Annotated in this window: 17 protein-coding genes; 6 read left to right on the top strand and 11 right to left on the bottom strand. The window is 73.2% G+C overall.

The window, feature by feature from the left end:
- Nucleotides 1-133: 133 nt before the first annotated feature.
- The gene (locus ABZ923_RS08130; protein WP_361468295.1) at nt 134-2,491 is read right to left on the bottom strand and encodes an immune inhibitor A domain-containing protein; all 2,358 of its coding nucleotides are present in this window, start codon (nt 2,489-2,491) and stop codon (nt 134-136) included.
- Nucleotides 2,492-2,858: 367 nt separating this feature from the next.
- Between ABZ923_RS08130 and ABZ923_RS08135 the strand changes: the two genes are divergently transcribed.
- Complete coding sequence (locus tag ABZ923_RS08135) at nt 2,859-3,095, top strand: hypothetical protein (RefSeq protein ID WP_361468298.1); 237 nt, start codon at nt 2,859-2,861, stop codon at nt 3,093-3,095.
- A gap of 21 nt (nt 3,096-3,116) precedes the next feature.
- Here ABZ923_RS08135 and ABZ923_RS08140 read toward each other — a convergent pair whose 3' ends face one another.
- The gene (locus ABZ923_RS08140) at nt 3,117-3,818 is read right to left on the bottom strand and encodes an RDD family protein (RefSeq protein ID WP_361468300.1); all 702 of its coding nucleotides are present in this window, start codon (nt 3,816-3,818) and stop codon (nt 3,117-3,119) included.
- A gap of 75 nt (nt 3,819-3,893) precedes the next feature.
- Nucleotides 3,894-5,549 carry an RDD family protein gene (locus ABZ923_RS08145; RefSeq protein ID WP_361468302.1) on the bottom strand — a complete coding sequence of 552 codons (1,656 nt, stop codon included), beginning with the start codon at nt 5,547-5,549 and terminating at the stop codon, nt 3,894-3,896.
- Between the two features lie 234 nt (nt 5,550-5,783).
- Between ABZ923_RS08145 and ABZ923_RS08150 the strand changes: the two genes are divergently transcribed.
- Nucleotides 5,784-6,197, top strand: coding sequence for an SsgA family sporulation/cell division regulator (locus ABZ923_RS08150; protein WP_361468304.1), 414 nt, complete (start codon nt 5,784-5,786; stop codon nt 6,195-6,197).
- Nucleotides 6,198-6,204: 7 nt separating this feature from the next.
- Here the strand turns inward: ABZ923_RS08150 and ABZ923_RS08155 are convergent, their stop codons facing one another.
- Nucleotides 6,205-7,611 (bottom strand): FAD-linked oxidase C-terminal domain-containing protein, encoded by a 1,407-nt coding sequence (locus tag ABZ923_RS08155; protein WP_361468307.1) that lies wholly within the window; start codon nt 7,609-7,611, stop codon nt 6,205-6,207.
- 92 nt (nt 7,612-7,703) lie between these two features.
- On the opposite strand from ABZ923_RS08155, the gene ABZ923_RS08160 reads away from it, so the two are divergent.
- Nucleotides 7,704-9,170, top strand: a complete 1,467-nt coding sequence (locus tag ABZ923_RS08160; RefSeq protein ID WP_361468310.1) for a tetratricopeptide repeat protein — start codon at nt 7,704-7,706, stop codon at nt 9,168-9,170.
- An 18-nt stretch (nt 9,171-9,188) separates the two neighbouring features.
- Here the strand turns inward: ABZ923_RS08160 and ABZ923_RS08165 are convergent, their stop codons facing one another.
- The gene (locus ABZ923_RS08165; protein ID WP_361468313.1) at nt 9,189-10,037 is read right to left on the bottom strand and encodes a Teichoic acid biosynthesis protein C (Precursor); all 849 of its coding nucleotides are present in this window, start codon (nt 10,035-10,037) and stop codon (nt 9,189-9,191) included.
- Nucleotides 10,038-10,073: 36 nt separating this feature from the next.
- Nucleotides 10,074-11,222, bottom strand: coding sequence for a 4-hydroxyphenylpyruvate dioxygenase (hppD, locus tag ABZ923_RS08170; protein ID WP_361468316.1), 1,149 nt, complete (start codon nt 11,220-11,222; stop codon nt 10,074-10,076).
- Between the two features lie 122 nt (nt 11,223-11,344).
- Here hppD and ABZ923_RS08175 point away from each other — a divergent pair, with 122 nt between their 5' ends.
- Nucleotides 11,345-11,824, top strand: a complete 480-nt coding sequence (locus ABZ923_RS08175; RefSeq protein ID WP_361468319.1) for an Lrp/AsnC family transcriptional regulator — start codon at nt 11,345-11,347, stop codon at nt 11,822-11,824.
- A 316-nt stretch (nt 11,825-12,140) separates the two neighbouring features.
- Nucleotides 12,141-13,454, top strand: a complete 1,314-nt coding sequence (locus ABZ923_RS08180; RefSeq protein WP_361468322.1) for a cytochrome P450 — start codon at nt 12,141-12,143, stop codon at nt 13,452-13,454.
- A 37-nt stretch (nt 13,455-13,491) separates the two neighbouring features.
- Here ABZ923_RS08180 and ABZ923_RS08185 read toward each other — a convergent pair whose 3' ends face one another.
- The 4 genes from ABZ923_RS08185 to ABZ923_RS08200 form a co-directional block, all read right to left on the bottom strand.
- Entirely contained in the window at nt 13,492-14,049 is a 558-nt protein-coding gene (locus ABZ923_RS08185; RefSeq protein WP_361468324.1) for a GNAT family protein, read from the bottom strand.
- 69 nt (nt 14,050-14,118) lie between these two features.
- Nucleotides 14,119-14,910, bottom strand: a complete 792-nt coding sequence (locus ABZ923_RS08190) for a S16 family serine protease (protein WP_361468327.1) — start codon at nt 14,908-14,910, stop codon at nt 14,119-14,121.
- A gap of 54 nt (nt 14,911-14,964) precedes the next feature.
- On the bottom strand, nt 14,965-16,074 hold the full coding sequence (menC, locus tag ABZ923_RS08195; protein ID WP_361468329.1) for an o-succinylbenzoate synthase: 1,110 nt from the start codon (nt 16,072-16,074) through the stop codon (nt 14,965-14,967).
- A complete protein-coding gene (locus tag ABZ923_RS08200) occupies nt 16,071-16,820 on the bottom strand; it encodes a chorismate synthase (RefSeq protein WP_361468332.1) in 750 nt (249 codons plus the stop codon). Before ABZ923_RS08200 ends, menC begins: the two co-directional genes overlap by 4 nt.
- A gap of 104 nt (nt 16,821-16,924) precedes the next feature.
- Here ABZ923_RS08200 and ABZ923_RS08205 point away from each other — a divergent pair, with 104 nt between their 5' ends.
- Nucleotides 16,925-18,472, top strand: a complete 1,548-nt coding sequence (locus tag ABZ923_RS08205; protein WP_361468335.1) for a helix-turn-helix domain-containing protein — start codon at nt 16,925-16,927, stop codon at nt 18,470-18,472.
- Here ABZ923_RS08205 and dapE read toward each other — a convergent pair.
- Nucleotides 18,453-19,508 carry a succinyl-diaminopimelate desuccinylase gene (dapE, locus tag ABZ923_RS08210; RefSeq protein ID WP_361468337.1) on the bottom strand — a complete coding sequence of 352 codons (1,056 nt, stop codon included), beginning with the start codon at nt 19,506-19,508 and terminating at the stop codon, nt 18,453-18,455. The genes ABZ923_RS08205 and dapE overlap by 20 nt on opposite strands.
- Nucleotides 19,509-19,584: the final 76 nt, after the last annotated feature.

The raw sequence follows: 19,584 nt of genomic DNA on the forward strand, positions 1-19,584 counted from the left end.
CCCAGCGGCCTGGGGGACACACCCCGGTTGCGGGGGGTGAAAAACCGCGCCCCACAGCACGCACAAAAACCCCAGGGGCCCCACCCCCCAATGGGGTTGCCGCCGATACGCCTGTGACCTGCGATGATGCGGACTACTTCACCGCGGGGCCGACCTTGAGCTGGATCGTGGAGCCGTCCTTGGCCTCCTTGACGATCGTGATCTTGGTGTTGGTGTCAGTGACCTTCACCCCGCCCGTCGGGTTCGACGGGTCGTAGTAGGTGCTGGTGTGGTCGTTGAAGACCGGGACACCCTTCGAGCCCTTGATCTTCAGTGCGACGTCGGCCTTGTGCAGCGTGATGCCGTCCGTGCCGTACAGGCTGAACGGGGAGTCGTACGCCTGGATGCGGTTGCGCAGCAGCGTGCCGTCGGCCCACTTCAGGGCCTTCCAGTGCGAGTCGACCGGCAGGATCAGACCGCTGCCCGGGTGGCCGTTGGTTTCGTTGGTGTTGTCGTCCGCCTGGGAGGTGTCCCACTTCCAGATCAGCAGGCCGTTCTGGTACGGGTAGTGCTCCACCCAGTCCGGACGCGACGCGAAGCCGAAGTTGTACGGGCCGACCTTGAGGGTCTTGTCGTACGACACGTACTGGCGGTTCTCGGCGAGGTAGTACTGCTTGTAGTCCTTGGTGAAGGACGCGCCGATGCGGGAGAAGCCCGCCGCGGTCCAACCGGCGTCAGCGGTCTCGGCGTTGTCCCAGAACAGCGGGGTGCCGTCGGCCGTCACGGTGATCTCGTCGGCCGTGAAGCCGTTCTCCGCGACACCGCCGTCGGTGGCGTAGCGGAAGCGGATGTCGATCTTCTTGCCCGCGTAGGCGTCGAGCGGGAACGACAGCTTCTTGTGCGTCTGCGAGAAGCCGCTCAGCGCCGGCTTGCCGCTGGCGTCCTTCGGCAGGGCCTGGCCGTCGGCGGTGCCGTCCAGCGCGGTCCAGTTGGCGCCGCCGTCGGTCGACACCTCGGTGTAGACGTAGTCGTAGCCGTCCTCGGTGGCCCACCAGCCGTCCAGGGAGAGGTTCGCCGAGGACTTGCCGGTCAGGTCCACGGAGCGGGTCAGCGTGTTCTTCAGGTCGTTGCCGCTGCCGCTCCACCACTGGGTCGAGCCCTGCGCCGGCTCGGTGATGGTGGTGGTGACCGCCTTGTCGGGCAGGGTCACCAGGAGCGCCTGCTTGTCCCAGGTGTTGTACTCGGCGACGCCCAGCTTGTGCGTGGACTGCTTGCCGGCCTTGGCGGTGTCGTAGTTCAGCCAGCCCAGCTGGAGCTTGTCCCAGGCGTTCATGTCGCCCGGCAGGTCGCCGATGGACTCCTTGCCGGTGCCGAGCCAGGAACCGGAGGACATCAGGGTCCAGAAACCGGTGGAGTTGTCGCCGCCGGCGGTGTCGTACTCGTCCGGCAGACCGAGGTCGTGGCCGTACTCGTGGGCGAAGACGCCGAGTCCGCCGTTCTCCGGCTGGATGGTGTAGTCGCCGACCCAGATGCCGGTGCTGCCGACCTGCGTGCCGCCGAGCTTGTTGTTCTCGGGGCCGGTGGCGCCGGCGTCGGTGCCGAAGGCGTACCAGCGGTGGGCCCAGATCGCGTCCTTGCCCTGGGCGCCGCCGCCGGCGGACTCGTCCTCACCGGCGTGCACGATCTGGAAGTGGTCGACGTAGCCGTCCGGCTCGTTGAAGTTGCCGTCGCCGTCGAAGTCGTAGCGGTCCCACTGGTCGTACTTGGCGAGGTCCTTCTTGATGTCGGCGTCGGTCCGGCCGGCCTTCTTCTGCTGGGCGACCCAGGCGCTCAGGCCGTCGCTGACGACGTTCCACACGCTCGGGCAGTTGGTCTGGCCGCAGGCGTTGTTGCCGTAACGGGCCTCGTTGTAGGGGACCTTGACCCAGTCGGTGACCTCGCCGGAGACCGAGTAGCGGCCCGAGGACTGCTTCTCGTAGTACTTCTTCAGCGACTCGGTCTTCTTGCCGGTGCCGAAGTAGAGGTCCTGGTAGTGCTTCTTGTTGTAGTCCTTCTGCCAGGCCGTCGAGTTGTCCTTCTTGCGGTCCGGCGCGGCGATCTTGTTGTGCAGCGGGCCGGGCGTCCCACCGAACTTGGGGTCGGTCTGGTTGCCGAACTCCACCAGGATCGTGAAGATCTTGTCGGTCTTCTCGCGGCTCAGCTCGACGTACTTGCTCTGGCCCTTGCGGCTCTTGAGCTTGACGACCTTGGAGCCGTTGCGCTCCTGCGCGGTGGCCTTGCCGGCTATGAGCTGGTTCAGGGCCTCTTCGCGCTGGGCGTCCTGGGTCTTGCTGAGCGGGCCGTCCAGGTCGTGCTTCTGCTGCTTGACCGGGGCCGGGTCGTGCCGGTTGGCGGCGGCGGTCCCGGCCTGGGTGCCCGCCTCCGCCACGGCGAAGGTGGCGAACGTGGCGGAGGCCGCCGCGAGCGTCACGCCGATCGCGGCTGCTCTGAACGTCCAGGATCTGCTGGTCACTTGAGTTCCTCCCCCGCGCCGCGCACACGGACAGGGGGTTCCGGGTCATGGAGGAATCCGTGCGCGCACGATCAACGCGTGTAATCAAGTGACGACATTTGACTAGAGGTTTAGAAGAAAAGACAGCCCTTGACTTGAGCAGGACAAGTGCACTATGCGGAGCCGACGTCCGCTTTACGGACACGTGTCGACCCGGTAACCGGCGCAGGGGAACGTCCGTTTGGTGGGACGGGTGACTCCATGCGCCCCCCGTGCACCGGTACCGTGGGTTAGGTCACGCTTACCGGGCGTCCCGCTCGGGCATGCAGGCCAAGAGAGTCGAACGGCACGCCCCGAACGTCCGAACACTGCCGAGGACACGATTGCCATGCCTCGTCCGACCCCCGCACAGCTCGCCTACGGTTCCTGCACCGTGATCTTCTCGACGCTCGCCATGCTGCTGCTGTCGCAGACGAGTTCGGGCCCAGGGATCGCCGTCATCGCCCTCGCGGCACTCGCGCTGGGCCTGCTGGTCGCCCTGACGGTCCCGTCCCCCGGGACGCGCACGGCGCAGTCGTCCGCCGAGCCCGCGGCGGACGAGGAGCGGGTCCCCACGACCCTGTGAGGGCACCCCTCGGCGCGTCGCTCAACCGGTGCTGACCACCACCGTCTTGGCCGCCTTGTCGTGCAGGCCCTGTTTGTACGGCTTGTCGAAGAAGCTCCAACCGCCCGCGATGACGGTCCAGATGCAGGCGCAGCAGAAGGCGAACGGCAGCCACAGCACCAGGGCGCGGAGCAGCGCGGACTGGACGGAGGGGGTGGCGCCGTTCTCCAGGTTGGCCACGCGCATGCCGAGCCACTTCTTGCCGAGGGTCTGCCCCGACCTGCTGATCATGAGGGTGTCGTAGGCGACGTAGAGCACGGCCGCGATGACGGCCTGGGCGACGGACCTGCCGATCTCGACGCGGTCGCTGCCGACGGTGTACTCGCGTACCCCGAACACCCAGGTGAGCAGCCACACGACGATGCCGACCAGGATCATGTCGAGGATCCGCGCGAGCGTCCGCTTGCCGCTGTCGGCGAGCGGGGGCATGCCGGCCAGCGGGTCGGCCGGGTAACCGCCGTAGGGGCCGCCCGGGCCACCGCCGTAGGGACCGCCGGGGCCACCACCGTAAGGGCCGCCCGGGCCACCACCGTACGGGGAGTCGCCGGACGGTGGCGGCTGCTCGGCGCCGCCGTACGGGGCGTCGTACGGCGAGCCCGATCCCTGGTCCGACGGGGGCCGCTTCCTGAAGGGGTCGTCCTCGGGGGGCTGCTCTCCGGAGCCGGGGGGCGGTTCGCTGCTCATGGCCCGAGTGGAACCCGACGAACCCGGTTCCGCATCCGGCGAGCGGCCGTACGGGGTACGGCCCCTGCGCCGGCGTCAGCCCGCGACGAAGGTGTGGGCCGCCTTGTCGTGCCAGGCCTGGCGCCAGGGCCGGTCGAACAGGCACCACAGCACGCCCACGATCCCGACCACCAGCAGGCTCGGCACGCTCAGGACCAGCCAGCGGCGCAGGGCCGCACCGAACGTCGGCGGCTCGTGCCCCTCGATGTCCCGCACCTCCAGACCGCACAGCTTCTTGCCGAGGGTGCGGCCCCACTTCACGGTGGGCAGCACCTCGTACAGGACGCCGGCCAGCAGCAGGACGGCCAGGACGATGCCGAGGCTGGTGCCGGTCGTGCCGTCGAGCAGCCAGACGGTGACCTCGTGGCCGGACAGCCGGGCCGCGTCGATCTTCTGCTGGACGTGGTCGACGGCCCGCATCCCCAGCGGGACCGCGGCGGCCGACGTCAGCGCGCCCACGGCCACCAGGTCGATCAGCCGCGCCGCGAGCCGCTTGCCGAGTCCGGCGGGGCGGGCGGAGGCCTGCCGGCGGGCGGCGGCCTGGAAGAGGTCCTCCACCGGCGGCTTCCACGGCGCGACGGGCTGCTCGTCCCCGCCCCCGGCCAGCTGGTGCACCTGCTGCGCCCAGGAGGCCTGCCCGCCACCGGGGCCGCTGGTCAGCGGGGTGCCGGAGGCCGCGGCCTGCCCGGGACCGGCCTGCTGCGGCACCGCGGGGGCGGGCTGCGGCGCCTGCGCGCCGGCGGCCCGGGCCGCGGCGGCCTTCCCCGCGCCGAACCCCGAGCCGGCGGGCGCCCCGACGGGTCCCTGCGCGCCGAAGCCGGAGGGAGCGTTGTCGGGGGCGGGGGCGGGGGCGGGCACCGGGCCGGGGGTGCCGAAGGGCGCCGGAGCCGCAGAAGGGTTGGCGGTGCCCGGCGCACCCGGTGTGCCAGCAGTGCCCGGCGCGGCAGACGTGGCCGGGGTGTCAACAGTGCCTGGCGTGCCCGACGTGCCCGACGTGCCCGACGTGCCCGACGTGCCCGACGTGCCCGACGTGCCCGACGGTACCGGGCGGAACGTCATCGTGCCGTCGTCGGTGCGGGCCGCCGCCGGGCCGGGGATCGGGCGGCGGAAGATGAAGGTGCCGGGGTCCGGGGCGTCGTCCTCCGCCGGGGGGATCGTGGCGGTGCCGTCGGCACCGGCGGTCGTACGGCCGTCGGATCCGCCCGCCGGGTCGGACGGCACCCGCGGATCGGCTCCCCAGGCGTCCCCGCGTCCGGCGTCACCGCCGGACCCGGCCGCCTGTGCACCCGGCACGGATCGACCGGGCTGGCCGGAGCCGCCCCACTGCGCGGGTCCGCCGGGCTGGCTCGGCAGTCCCGGCTGAGCCGACCGGCTCCACTGCGCGGCCTGACCGGCGGGGCCCGCCTGTCCCCCCTGGCCCGCCTGCACCCACTGCTCGCCCGGGCCGCCCTGCCGGGGCACCTCGGGCGGGTCCTCGTCGAAGAAGTGCGGACCCGTTTCCTCCACCGCGGGGGCTGCCGGGCGGACGCCCGGGGGTGGGGTGAGCGGTTCGCCGTCCTTCGGCGCCGGGCGGCTGGTGCCGGGCACCCAGGAGGCGCCGTTCCAGTACCGGACGTAGCCGGGGATGGACGGGTCCGGGTAGTAGCCCTCGCGGGGCCGGTCGTCACCTGGGGCCGGGGTTGGGGCGCTCATGTCCGTCGTCCCGTATCTGCTCGGGGGTGGGATGGGGGCCTCCACATCTATCAGACCGCGGCAGCCCACAGCGCCAGTCCCGCGGGACCCACCCCTTTCCGGGTAACGCCGTACCGGACTCGCACGGGTCCGCGCAAAGGATTTCCCCGAACCCGCGTAATGCCCCGGCCCCTGCTCCCTCTCCCCCGGTGCGGGCCCGGTCGGAGCGGCCCCGGCCAGAAAGGAACGCAGGTCATGCAGCACACCGTGGTGGAACGCGAGCTGGAGCTGAGGCTCATCCTGTCCCCGGAGCAGAGCGTCCCGGTCCCCGCCCGCCTCGGTTACCGCTCCGACGACCCGTACGCCGTCCACATCGCCTTCCACATCGACTCCGAACACCCCGTCAACTGGACGTTCGCCCGCGACCTGCTGGTGGAGGGGGTGTTCCGGCCGTGCGGGCAGGGCGACGTGCGGGTGTGGCCGACGAAGGCGGACGGCCGGAGCGTCGTGCTGATGGCGCTCGGTTCACCGGACGGCGACGCGCTGCTGGAGGCGCCGGTCCCGCAGGTGTCGGCCTGGCTGGAGCGGACGCTGCGGGTGGTGCCGCCGGGCACGGAGGGCGGGGAGCCGGCCATCGACGACGCGCTCGACCACCTCCTCGCCCAGTGACCCGGCGTCAGAAGAGCTTGCCCGGGTTGAGGATGCCCAGCGGGTCGAAGACCTGCTTCACCGCCCGCTGCATCTCCACCCCGACGGGGCCGATCTCCCGGGCCAGCCACTCCTTCTTCAGTACGCCGACGCCGTGTTCGCCGGTGATGGTGCCGCCCAGCTCCAGGCCGAGGGCCATGATCTCGTCGAAGGACTCGCGGGCCCGCCGGGACTCGTCGGGGTCTCCGGCGTCGAAGCAGACGGTGGGGTGCGTGTTGCCGTCGCCCGCGTGGGCGCAGACGCCGATCGTGAGGTCGTACGTGGCGGCGATCCGCTCCACGCCCTCCAGCATGGCGCCGAGCCGGGAGCGGGGCACGCACACGTCGTCGATCATCGTCGTGCCCTTCACCGCCTCCAGCGCGGTCAGCGAGAGCCGCCGGGCCTGCAACAGCATCTCGGACTCGGCGGCGTCCTCGGCGGGCACGACCTGGGTGGCACCGGCGGCCTCGCACAGGGCGCCCACGGCGGCGAGGTCGGCGGCGGGTTCGGGGGTGTCGAACGCGGCCAGCAGCAGGGCCTCGGTGGTCTCCGGCAGTCCCATGTGGGCGAGGTCGTTGACCGCCTTGACCGTCGTACGGTCCATCAGTTCGAGGAGGGAGGGGACGTGACCGCCCGCCATGATGCGGCAGACGGCGTCGCAGGCGGCGGCCGCGGAGGCGAACTCGGCGGCCAGCACGAGCTGCCGGGGCGGTTTGGGCTTGAGCGCCAGAACGGCCCGGACGACGATGCCGAGTGAGCCCTCGGAGCCGACGAAGAGCCGGGTGAGGTCGTAACCCGCGACGCCTTTCGCGGTGCGGCGGCCGGTGGACATCAGCCGGCCGTCGGCGAGGACGACGTCCAGGCCGAGGACGTACTCGGCGGTCACGCCGTACTTGACGCAGCACAGGCCCCCGGAGGCCGTGCCGATGTTGCCGCCGATGGTGCACGTCTCCCAGCTGGAGGGGTCCGGCGGGTAGTACAGGCCGTGCTCCTCGACCGCGCGGGAGAGGGCCGCGTTGACCACGCCCGGCTCCACCACGGCGATCCGGTCGACGGGGCTGATCTCCAGGATGCGGTCCATCCTGGTGAGGGACAGCACGATGCAGCCGTCGGTGGCGTTGGCGCCGCCGGACAGGCCGGTGCGGGCGCCCTGCGGGACGACGGGGACGCGCAGCTCGGTGGCGGTGCGCATGACGTGCCGGACCTGTTCGACGGTGCGCGGCAGGACGACGACGGCGGGGCTGCCCGCGGGGCAGAAGCTCGCCATGTCGTGTCCGTAGGAGGCCGTGACGTCGGGGTCGGTGACGACCGCCTCGGCCGGCAGGCCGGCCAGGAGCCGGTCGGTGAGGTTCCCCGTGTGCTCGTCGCGTGGCGCTTCGATACGGCTCATGATCACAGCGTGGCACTCGCGGCCATCGGTGTGAACCCCGCCCGCGCCGCCCTTGGGCCACCCGGATGTGCTCGTCGTATTGACGCACAGTGAGCGCCATGGACAACCGACAGTGCGTGGGTACGTCCCTGGTCCCGGAGCCGCCGGCGCCGCGCCGGTCCCGGCGGGTGCTGCGCCGGGTGCTGGTCGCCGCGCTGGCGGGCGGTGTCGTCGGCTCGGCGCTGGTGCTGCTGCCCGAGGAGCGCCGGCCGCACCGGCCGGCCCCGCCGCCCGCCGCCGGTCCGCCGGCACAGCCGCGGGCGCAGGCGCTGACGACGGTGACGTACGGCGTGCCGGCCGCGCTGCCCGGGCTGACCGCGCTGATCGGGCGCGAGGAGCAGCGGGTGCGGGCGCAGCCGCGGGACGCCCGGGCGTGGGCGGTGCTGGGCTCGGCGTACGTGGCGCGGGGGCGCCGGGCGGGGGACGCGGCGGACTATCCGCGGGCCGAGCGGGCGCTGCGGACCTCGCTGGACGTGCGCGGCACCCGGAACACCGAGGCGCTGGACGGGCTGACCGCGCTGGCGCTGGCGCGCCGGGACTTCCCGACGGCGAAACGGTACGGCGAGCAGGCGCTGAAGGCGACGCCGAAGCGGTGGTCGGCGTATCCGCCGCTGATCGACGCCTACCACGGCCTGGGCGACTACACGAAGGCCCGCGCCACGCTGGACAAGCTGATGGAGCTGCGCACCGGTCCGGCCGAGCGGCCGGCGGTGATGGCGCGGGCCGCCGCGGTGTACCGGGACCGGGGCTGGCGCGAGGACGCGGTGGCCCAGCTGACCGACGCGGCGGCCGCCGCCCGCACCCCCGCCGAGCAGGCCGCCTGGCTGGCCGGTCTGGGGCAGCTGGCCTGGGAGCGCGGGGATCTGCCGGACGCACTGCGGCACTTCGAGGCGGCGCTGCGGCTCGACCCCGACCAGCGGGCGGCACCGGCCGGGCGGGCCCGGACGCTGGCCGCGCTGGGGCGTACGGCGCAGGCGCTGGCCGCGTACCGGGCCGCCGTCGCCAAGCGGCCGGACCCGGAGGTTTTGCTGGAGCTGGGCGAGCTGTACGAGTCGCTGGAGCAGCGGGGGGTGGCCGAGGAGCAGTACGCGCGGCTGAAGGCGGCGGTACGGCAGTCGGTGGCGGGCGGGGTCGACGAGGAGCTGGTGATCGGGCGGTACGAGGCGGACCACGGGGATCCGTGGGACGCCGTGGAGCGGCTGGAGGAGGAGTGGCGGCGGCAGCCGGGGATCGAGGTGGCCGACGCGCTGGGCTGGGCTCTGCACCGGGCCGGTGAGGACCAGCGGGCGCTTCCGTACGCGACCGCCGCGACGGACAAGGCGAAGGGCGGCGGGGTGCGCAGCGCGCTGTACGCGTTCCACCGGGGGGTGATCGAGGCGGAGCTGGAGCGGTACGGGCCGGCGCGGCGGTGTCTGGAGGAGGCGCTGCGGATCAATCCGTACTTCTCGCCGCTGTGGGTGCCGGTGGCCCGGGACGCGCTGCGGACGCTGGGCGAGCCGCCGGCCGACGAGCCGCCCGAGTCCTGAGGGGCCCGGCGCGGCGGGTCACTTGTAGTAGACCGAGAACTTCCGCGCGCCCGGCACCCCGGACGCGAACCCGAGGTACAGGCGCGGGGTGCCCGTGGTGCGGACGGCCAGGCCCTCCGGCTCGCGGTGGTCGAGGGAGTACGCGGCCTCGGTGCGGCGCCGGGCGAGGAGTTCGCCGGTGCGGATGTCCAGGCAGGACACGTAGGTGTCGCCATGGCCGGCGGGCGGGTTGGTGCGCGGGTCGTACGCGGAGCCCGCGAGCTGGTAGAGGTGGTCGCCGTGCAGGGCGAAGCCCTGGAAGGGGACGCGGGGGTCGGGGTGGGCGCCGGTCTGCGGGAGGTCGGCCAGCGGGGACGCGTAGTCGCGGGCGGTGAAGGCGGCCAGGTCCCAGACGCGGTAGCGGGGGGTGTTCCCCAGGCGGTAGCGGACGGCGATGCGGCCGGTGGCCGGGCAGAGGGCGGGCTGGTTGGTGCGGGAGCCCTCGACGGGGTGGCGGACCTTGACGTCCCGGGTGGTGCGGGTGGCTCCGGCGGCGAACCGGAAGCGGGTGACGCCCCGGCCGTAGCCGTCCACGGCGTCCGTCTCGGTCCAGATCCACACCGTGCCGTCGGCGCCGTGCTGGACGCCCATGCTCACGCCGTGCCCGAAGCCCTTGAGGTACATGTGGCCGAGGCGCCTGCCCGTCAGGTCCAGGCGGTTGAGGCACAGGTCGCCGGCGGTCCGGCCGCCCGGGGTGAGCTGGAGGACGTAGAGGTGGTGGTGGACCTCGTCGAAGGCGAAGGACTGGAGGACCGTGGGTTCGCGCAGGGTGTCCTTCTCGCGCAGCCAGCGGACGGCCGGCGCGGCGAGGTCGATGCGTTCCGCCACGGTCCCCCCTCGGATGTCCGGCGGGGGACCCGTCGGCTACAGGTTGCCCCGCTTGGCCTGCTCGCGTTCGATCGCCTCGAACAGTGCCTTGAAGTTGCCCTTGCCGAAGCCCATCGAACCGTGCCGCTCGATGAGTTCGAAGAACACGGTCGGCCGGTCCTGGACCGGCTTGGTGAAGATCTGCAGCAGGTAGCCGTCCTCGTCGCGGTCGGCGAGGATCTTCAGCTCGCGCAGGGTCTCGATCGGCACGCGGGTGTCGCCGACCCACTCGCCGAGGGTGTCGTAGTACGAGTCGGGGGTGTCGAGGAACTCGACACCGGCCGCGCGCATGGTGCGGACCGTCTGCACGATGTCGTTGGTGTTGAGCGCGATGTGCTGGACGCCCGCGCCGCCGTAGAACTCCAGGTACTCGTCGATCTGGGACTTCTTCTTGGCGATGGCGGGCTCGTTGATCGGGAACTTGATCTTGAGGGTGCCGTCCGCGACCACCTTCGACATCAGCGCGCTGTACTCGGTGGCGATGTCGTCGCCCACGAACTCCTTCATGTTCGTGAAGCCCATGACCTTGTTGTAGAACCCGACCCACTCGTTCATCCGGCCGAGTTCGACGTTGCCGACGCAGTGGTCGACGGCCTGGAAGGTGCGCTGGGCGGGCGGCTCGACGATCGGCCGGGCGGCGGTGTAGCCGGGCAGGTAGGGGCCGTCGTAGCCGGTGCGCTCGACCAGGGTGTGGCGGGTCTCGCCGTAGGTGGCGATCGCGGCGAGGACGACCGTGCCGTGCTCGTCCTTCATCTCGTACGGCTCGGCGACGCTCTTCGCGCCGTGCTCGATCGCGTAGGCGTACGCGCGGCGGGCGTCCGGGACCTCGATGGCCAGGTCGATGACGCCGTCGCCGTGCTCGGCCACGTGCTGGGCGAGGAAGTGGCCCCAGGTGCTGCTCGGCTTGATCACCGAGGTGAACACGAAGCGGGCGGAGCCGTTCTCGAGCACGTAACTGGCGGTCTCGCGGCTGCCGTTCTCCGGTCCGGAGTAGGCCACCAGCCGCATGCCGAAGGCGGTGGAGTAGTAGTGCGCCGCCTGCTTGGCGTTGCCCACGGCGAAGACGACCGCGTCCATTCCCTTGACCGGGAAGGGGTCGTCCTGCCGGGCGGTCGCGTCGGGAGTGTGCTGTGTGGTCTGCGTCATAGCGGAAGGGTGGCTCTGCTCTGCAAGGTGCGCAATAGTTCGCTTCATCGCTGGGCAATCTGACCAGCGGAACGGCCGTATCGGCGGGCGTTCTGTACAGGATGACCATCTCAGGGGGTCCCGTGGCGATCGATCATCTGGACGGGCGGATCATCGTGCTGCTGGCCGAGGAGCCGCGCATCGGGGTGCTGGAGATGTCCCGGCGGCTGGGTGTCGCCCGCGGCACGGTCCAGGCGCGCCTGGACCGGCTCCAGTCGAACGGGGTGGTCCGCGGCTTCGGTCCGCAGGTGGACCCGGCGGCCCTGGGCTACCCGGTCACCGCGTTCGCCACCCTGCAGATCCGGCAGGGCCAGGGAGCCGACGTGCGGGCGTACCTGGCGACCGTGCCGGAGGTGCTGGAGCTGCTGACCACCACCGGCAGCGGGGACATGCTGTGCCGGCTGGTGGCCCGCTCGAACGCCGATCTCCAGCGGGTGATCGACCGGGTCGTCGGCTTCGACGGCATCGTCCGGGCCTCCACGGCGATCGTCATGGAGAACCCCGTCCCGCTGCGGATCATCCCGCTGGTGGAGCAGGCGGCGGCGGACGCCGGGCGGTCGTAGGCGCCCGGGTAGTGACATACAAGTCATGCGTGAGAAAATAGACATTCTGGTATGCACCAGGCGTCGACGGTTCCTCGGAACCCTCGGCTGGAAGGGCTCGGACACGGCGAGAGGAGCGCATCATGATCGCCAAGCTGCTGGGCAAGCTGTCCTTCACCCGCCGCTACGGTGCGTACGGGGACCACGAGTGGGACGCGTACGCCGGCGACTGACGGCACCCTCGGCGGGCGCCCCGGGCGTCCGCCGTCTCCCAGCCGCACCGCCGACGACATCGGCCTGGACGGGCACGAAGGCCGGGGACGATCTCATGGGCCGGATGAATGAGCCGCCGCGGCTGCCCGGAGGCAGCTTCGCGGCCTGGAGCCGCGACCGGCTGGCGGTGGCCCGCCGTGGCGCCGCCGTGTGCGGGGACGTCTGGCAGCTCGAGCCCGGTGTCTACGTGGCCGCCACCGCCGGACCCTGTGAAGCGGTGCTGCGCCGCGCGCAGGACTTCCCCAAGGCACCCTCGCCCCTCTTCCCGCCGTTGAAGGGGTCGAACGGAGCACCGACGGCCGAGGAGCGGGCGCACGCTCACGCCGCCCGCATGCGCGGACTGCGCGCGCAGGCGGTCGCGGCCCGGGTCGGGGAGATCGCGCCCGGAGCCGCTCTCTTCGCCGCCCGGTGGCCCGCGGACCAGGACGTCGAGGTCCTGCCCGCGGCCCGGCACGCCCTGGCGGAGATCGGCGTCCGCTACCTCTTCTCCGAGGACGCCCCGGCCCTGCTGCCGTTCGCGGCACAGCTCTTCCTCGCCCGGGAGGTGCTCGTACGCCCCTCGCGCTGGGAATGGCCGCGGTGGATCCCCACACCGGCACGGCGGTTCCGCACACGGCAGCAGGCCGCCTTCATCGACGCCCTGCGGCCCGTCGTCCGCCGGCGCCGTTCCTCGGGCCGGCTCGGTGACGACGTGCTCGGGCAGATGCTCCTGCCCTCCTCGCGCTACGGCCCGCTACCGGAAGAGGCCGTTCTCGACACCCTCCCCGGAATCACCGTCGCCACCTTCGAGGCGCCCACCCGGGCGGCCGGATGGATCCTGCTCCACCTGGCCCGGCACCCCGAGGCGGCGGACCGGGTCGCGGCCGAGGCCGCCTCGCTGCCCGCGGACCCGGCCGCGACGACCAGCGCCCACCTCGACGACCTGCGCTACACCCGGGCGCTGGTCCACGAGGTGCTCCGGCTGTATCCCCCGAGCTGGCTGCTGACCCGGCGGGCCGCACGGCAGACCCAGCTCGCCGACTACGGCATCGAGGCCGGGGCCACCGTTCTCGTCTGCCCCTACACCGCGCACCGGGACGCACGGGAACACCCCGAGCCGGACCGGTTCCGGCCCGAGCGCTGGCTCGACGGTCCGGGCTCTCCGGCGAACCCCGGCACCTTCCTCTCCTTCGGCACCGGACCGCACGGCTGCGAGGGGGCCGCTCTGGCCATGGCGATGCTGACGCTCCTGACCGCGCACACGGCCGGCTGCCACCGCCTGAGCGAGCCGCCCGGACCGGAACCCGGCTTCCAGGTCACCACCTTCGAGGGTCTGGCGACCGCCGGCCTGCGCCTGCGTGCCACCCCGCGCGGCCCGGGGCAGTCCCGCGTCCGGTGACCTGCTCGCTCACCCTGGTCCGCTCGTCCCGGTCCGCTCACCGTGTGCCGCTGGTGGTGCGTCCCCGGTCGAACTCGTCGGCGAGCAGGCCCATCATGACGAGGTCGTGGTGCCGGCCGGCGAAGAAGACGTGTTCCCGCAGGCGTCCCTCCTCGGTGAAGCCGAGCCGGCGCATCAGGGCCAGCGATGCCTCGTTGCGGGCGAAGATCACCGCCAGGCACTTGTGGTAGCGCCGCTCGGCGAACATGAACCGCAGCAGCAGCGCCATGGCCTCTGTCGCGTAGCCCCGGCGCCGGTGCTCGGCACCGATCATGACATCGCATTCGAACCAGCCCGAACAGGAGCCGGTGCGGTGCGAGCCGACCGTGCCGACCAGCTCTTTCCCGGCCGTCGTCTCGACCGCCAGCCGGAAGCGGTCGCCGTCGCCCTCGGCGACGGCTTGCTGCTTCGCCCAGGCACGGTGGCTCTCGGCGGACCGGGGCAGGTCCAGCCGGCCCTCCGGCCGCCCGTCGTCGGCGAAGCGCGCGAACGCCGTCCAGTCGTCGGGCTCGATGGCACGCAGGCGTACCCGTTCACCGGTCCAGGACGAAGCCATGCCCGATTGTCGGCACCGCGGTGCGCGCGGGGCCGGGAGGCACGCCGGGACAGGAACGGGGGAAGCCGCCTAGCAGCTGGGGACCGACCCCTTGCCCTTCTCCAGTGCCACCAGGGAGTCGACCGCGCCCTTCAGGGTGGTCACCGGAACCAGCCGAAGCCCCTTCGGCAGCTCGGCCCGGGCGTCGGCGCACTCCGCCTTCGGCACCAGGAAGACGGTGGCCCCGTCCCGGCGCGCGGCCTGGGTCTTCAGGGCCACCCCGCCGACCGCGCCGACCTTGCCGGCGGCGTCGATCGTGCCCGTGCCGGCGATGGTGCGGCCCCCCGTGAGGTCGCCGCCGCTGCCGTCGCCGTCGAGCTTGTCGATGATCCCCAGGGTGAACAGCAGCCCCGCGCTGGGCCCGCCGACGTCGGCGAGCTTCAGCGTGACCTTGACCTTGCCGGCGCTCAGCCCGAGGTACTTCAGCGCCGCCTGGGTCGCCGCGTCCTGGGACTGGTGCATCTGCGCCTCGTTGTGCTTCTCGATCTCCTTGACGGTGTCGCCGCTCGGGTAGACCGCGTCGCGCGGCATGACCGCCCGGTCGGTGCGGAACCAGTTGCCGAGCACGTCACCGAGGGAGACCCGGGTGTCGGGGCCGGTCGCCTCGATGGTGGTCATCCGCAGCTGCCCGCTGGTGTCGCGGGTCGCCGCGCCGGAGACGGTGATCACCGGGGTGCCCTTGTTCTCGCCGAGCACGTTGGCCGTCATACCGGGCTGCGCCACCGAGAACGGCAGCGGCGCGGACACCGCCGTGGCCAGCAGGGCCACGACGGGCAGCGCGCAGACGGCGAGGGCCTGGGGGCGTGTGAGACGTGAGAGCACGGGATCAATCTAACGTGACGGCCGACCGCCCCTCGTGCCCCGTACAGCTGCCTCTCACGCCGTGTACAGGTCCCGCCGCTCGCGGGTGAACCGGCGCAGGGCGTCCGGCCGGGGCTCGACGCCGATACCGGGACCGGTCGGTACGGGCAGGTGCCCGTCCTGCAGGACGAACGGCTCGGTGAGGTCCTCGGCGAAGTAGCGGCTGGACGCCGAGGTGTCCCCGGGCAGGGTGAAGCCGGGCAGCGCGGCCAGGGCCAGGTTCGGCGCCCGTCCGATGCCGGTCTCCAGCATGCCGCCGCACCACACCGGCACGCCGTGCGCGTGGGCGACGTCGTGGACCCGGCGGGCCTCCAGGTAGCCGCCGACCCGGGCGGGCTTGACGTTCACCACCCGGCAGGCGTCCATCGCGATCGCGGACGCGGTGTCACGCGCGTGGTGCAGGGACTCGTCCAGGCACACGGGGGTGGCCAGGCGCTGCTGGAGGAGGGCGTGGGCGTGCAGGTTGTTCTCCTCCAGCGGCTCCTCGATCAGCAGCAGCCCGAACGCGTCCAGCCGCCGCAGGTGCTCGGCGTCGGCGAGGGTGTAGGCGGTGTTGGCGTCGACCTGGAGGGGCAGGCCGTCGCCGAAGCGCTCGCGGACCGCCCGGACCGGTTCCACGTCCCAGCCGGGCTCTATCTTCAGCTTGATACGGACGTACCCCTCGGCGAGGTAGCGCTCGACGTCGTCCAGCAGCTCGGGCACCGAGTTCTTGATGCCGACGGAGACCCCGGCGGGCACCCGGTCCCGGACCGCGCCCAGGTAGGCGGCGAGCGGCATGCCGTAGGAGCGCAGCTCGGCGTCCAGGACGGCCGTCTCCAGGGCCGCCTTCGCCAGCTCGTGGCCCTTGATCTTCGCCATGGCCGGGGCCAGCGCGGCCGCGGTGAGGTGCGGCAGCGCGGCCACGCGGGGCAGCAGGAAGTCGCGCAGCACGATCTCGGCGCCGGCGACGAACTCCGAGCAGTACAGGGGTTCGGGGTCGGCGGCGAACTCCGACCAGCCCTCGGCCCGGTCGGTGACGACGCGCAGCAGGAAGGTGTCCTTCGCCGTCATGGTCCCGAAGGACGTACGGAACGGGGTGACCAGCGGGATCGCCACGTGCACGATCTCGACGCGCTCCAGTTTCACGCGGCCGCCTCCGTCCGGGTGAGGGTGTACCAGCCGTCGCGGGACATCCCGGTGGCCCGGAACCCGTCCGTGAAGGCGTCCAGGAAAACCTCGCGGACCGCGCGCCGCCAGCGCAGCGCCAGCTCGGGATCGCCTGCGCGCAGCGCGACGACGTCCTCGGGCACCCGGCACCACAGGTGCCGGCCGGCACGCCGGGCGAGCGGCCCGCCGTCGGGTGCGGAGCGCACCACCTCCCCCTCGGGCCGGACGTCGTACGACGGTCCCGGCTCCGCCAGGTCCCAGGTGACCGTCAGCCGGTCGCTCTCGTCGCCGTCGTTCACGCCGTCGGTCATGGGGCCGTAGAAGTCGACCAGGTACTCCGTGCCGACGGCCCCCAGCTTGACCAGGTTGAAGCGGGCGTTGCGGCCGACGAGCGGGTCGAAGGTCCAGCGCATGGTGCGGGCGCCGAGGGCGCGGGCCCAGTCCCGCTGGGCCCGCTTCAGTGCCGGCCCCAGACCGCGCTCGGCGGCGGCCACCAGCGAGTACGTGCTCCGGTCCGGGCCGAGGACGGCGACGGCCGCCCCGGCGAGCCGCTGCCCGGCGTACACGGCGTGCACCGCGCCGCCGGCGTGCGCCAGGCTGTGCAGGACCTCGGCCGGGTACGGCGGGGCGGTGCGGGGCGTCCGCCAGACGTCGCTGAAGTGGTCCGCGACGGCCGCGAGCCCGGCGACGTCGTGGACGGTACGGATGGTGGTGCCTGCTGTCATGGCACCGAGTCTCGGACTCCCGGGACCGGCATGTGTTGTGCGAGCGGCCAACGGGTGCGTACGTTCGTTGCAGCATCAGCCAAGCCCGCCCCACGAGGACCCCCATGGACACCTGCACCCTCGGCGACCTGCTGGACGTCGTCGGCGGTCCCGCCCTGCGCCTGCACACCGCCCCCGCCGGCCGGGCCGTGCCGGTCACCGAGGCGGTGCTCCACGACGGCCACGCCCCGCTCCCCCGGCTGCCCGGCGCGCTGCTGCTGGCGGTCGGCGTCCGGGCGGCGGAGGCGGGGCCGCTGGTGCGGGCGGCGGCCGAGGCGGAGCTGGCCGGGGTCGTGGTGCGGGGCGCCGACGGGCCGGTCGAGGAGGCGCGGGCGCACGGCATCGCGCTGCTGTCGGTCGCCGAGGACGCGGCCTGGCACCAGGTGCACCTGCTGCTGGCCTCCGCCATCGGCGCCCGGCCCGCCGCCGCCTCCGACACCGGGCTCGGCGACCTGTTCGCGCTGGCCGACGCGATCGCGGCGGCGACCGGCGGGGCCACCGCCGTCGAGGACCCCCGGCAGCGGATCCTCGCCTACTCGACCGTCTCCGGGCAGCCGGTGGACGAGGACCGACGGCAGGGCATCCTCGGGCTCCAGGTGCCGGCCAGCGCGGAGAACACCGAGCAGTACCGGCGGCTGTTCGCCGCCGACCGGCCGGTGCGGCTGCCCGCGCTGTCCGGCTCGGGCCTGCCCCGGCTGGCGATGCCGGTGCGGGCGGGCGGCGAGACGCTGGGCTCGGTGTGGGTGGTCGACGCGGGCTCGCTCGCCCCGGACGCCGAGGACACCCTCGTCCAGGGCGCCTCGACGGCCGCCCTGCTGCTGCTCCGGGCTCGCGCGGCGCGCGAACTGGCCCGGCACCGCAACAGCGATCTGCTGCGCCGCCTGCTGGACGGCACGGCGGACGCGCCGACGGCCGCCGAGCGGCTGGGGGTCGCGGGCCCGGCCCGGGTGGCGGCCTTCGTCCTGGACTCCGCCGCGAGCGTCCCGGACGCCGAACGCACCGCGCTGCGCCTGCTGGACGTCGTCCGCCTGCAGTGCGAGGCCCGCTACGGCCGGCACGCGTGCGTACTGCTGGACGGGGTGGTGTACGCGGTGCTGCCGGGCTCCGGCGAGCGGCACCGGAAGCTCGCCGAGGACATCGTGGCGCGGGCCGGGCAGGCGTTGCGGGTGCCGGTGCGGGCCGCGCTGGGCGAGGTGGCGCCGGGCGCGGCGGGGCTCGCGGACTCGCGGGCGGACGCCGACCTGGTGCTGCGGCTGCTGGACGCGGAGCTGCCGGTGGCCGCGGTGGACGAGGTGCGGGCCCGGGTGACGCTGCTGCGGCTGGCCGAAGTGATGGCGGAGCGGCGGGAGTTGAGCGCGGGCGCCTGGCAGCGGGTGCTGGCGTACGACGCCGGGCACGGCACCGAGTACGCCCGCACCCTGGTCTGCTGGTTCGACGCGGGCTGCGACATGGCGGGCGCGGCCAGGCTGCTGGCCGTGCACCCCAACACCTGCCGCTACCGGCTCAGGCAGCTCCAGCAGCACGCCGGGGTCGACCTGGACGACCCCGACGAACGGCTGGTGCTGTGGCTGCAGCTGCGGACGCTGGCGGGGATCACCGCAGCCACGCCCTGAGCCGCTCCTCGCACCGCCGAAGGTGCGCCACGGGGACGTACTCCCCCGCCGTGTGCGCCAACGAGGGGTCGCCGGGGCCGTAGTTGAGCGCGGGCACCCCCAGCGCGGCGAACCGGGCCACGTCGGTCCAGCCCAGCTTGGCCCGGGGCTCGGCCCCGAGGGCGGTGACGAGGGAGCCCACCCGGTCCAGGTGCGGCAGCGCGCCGCCGACCACCTCGGTGACCCGCACCTCGTACCCCGGGAACAGCCCGCGCACGTACGCCTCCGCCTCCCGAGCGGAACGGCTCGGCGCGAAGCGGCAGTTGACGGTGACGACGCACTCGTCCGGTACGACGTTCCCGGCGACGCCGGCGCGTACGGCGACCGCGCTCAGCCCCTCCCGGAACTCCAGCCCGTCGATCAGGACCCGTTCCGGGACGTGCGCGTCGAGCTGCTGGAGCACCTGTCCCGCCTTGTGCGCGGCGTTGGTGCCCTGCCAGGCGCGGGCGGTGTGCGCGCGGGCGCCGCGGACCACGATGTCGGCGGTGAGGATGCCCTGGCAGCCTGCCTCGACACCGGCGTCCGAGGGCTCCATGAGGATCGCGAGGTCGGCCTCCTCCAGGAGTCCCGGCCGGGCGGCGGCGATCCGGCCGAGCCCGTTGCGCTCCCCCTCCACCTCCTCGCACTCGTAGAAGACGTAGGTGACGTCGCGCACCGGCTCCGGCACGGTGGCCGCGAGCCGCAGCGCGACCGCCACCCCGCCCTTCATGTCACAGGCGCCGAGCCCGTGGACCCGCCCGTCGGCGAGCCGGGAGGGCAGGTTCCCGGCGGCCGGCACGGTGTCCAGGTGCCCGGCGATCAGAACGCGCTCCGCGCGCCCGAGACCGGTACGGGCGATCACGGAGTTCCCGACCCGGTCCACGGCGAGGTGCGGCAGGCGGCGCAGGGCGTCCTCGACGGCCCCTGCGATCCGCTCCTCCCGCCCGCTCTCGGAGGGCAGGTCGACCAGGGCACGGGTGAGGGTGACGACGTCGGCGCTGGGATCGAGGACGCTCATGCGGGGTCTTCCTGGGGCTGGGCGAGCTTGGAGTACCGGATGCCGTGCAGGGCTGCACAACATGCCGGGCCCTCGA

Source organism: Streptomyces sp. NPDC046881 (assembly GCF_040645015.1).
Taxonomy (GTDB): Bacteria; Actinomycetota; Actinomycetes; order Streptomycetales; family Streptomycetaceae; genus Streptomyces.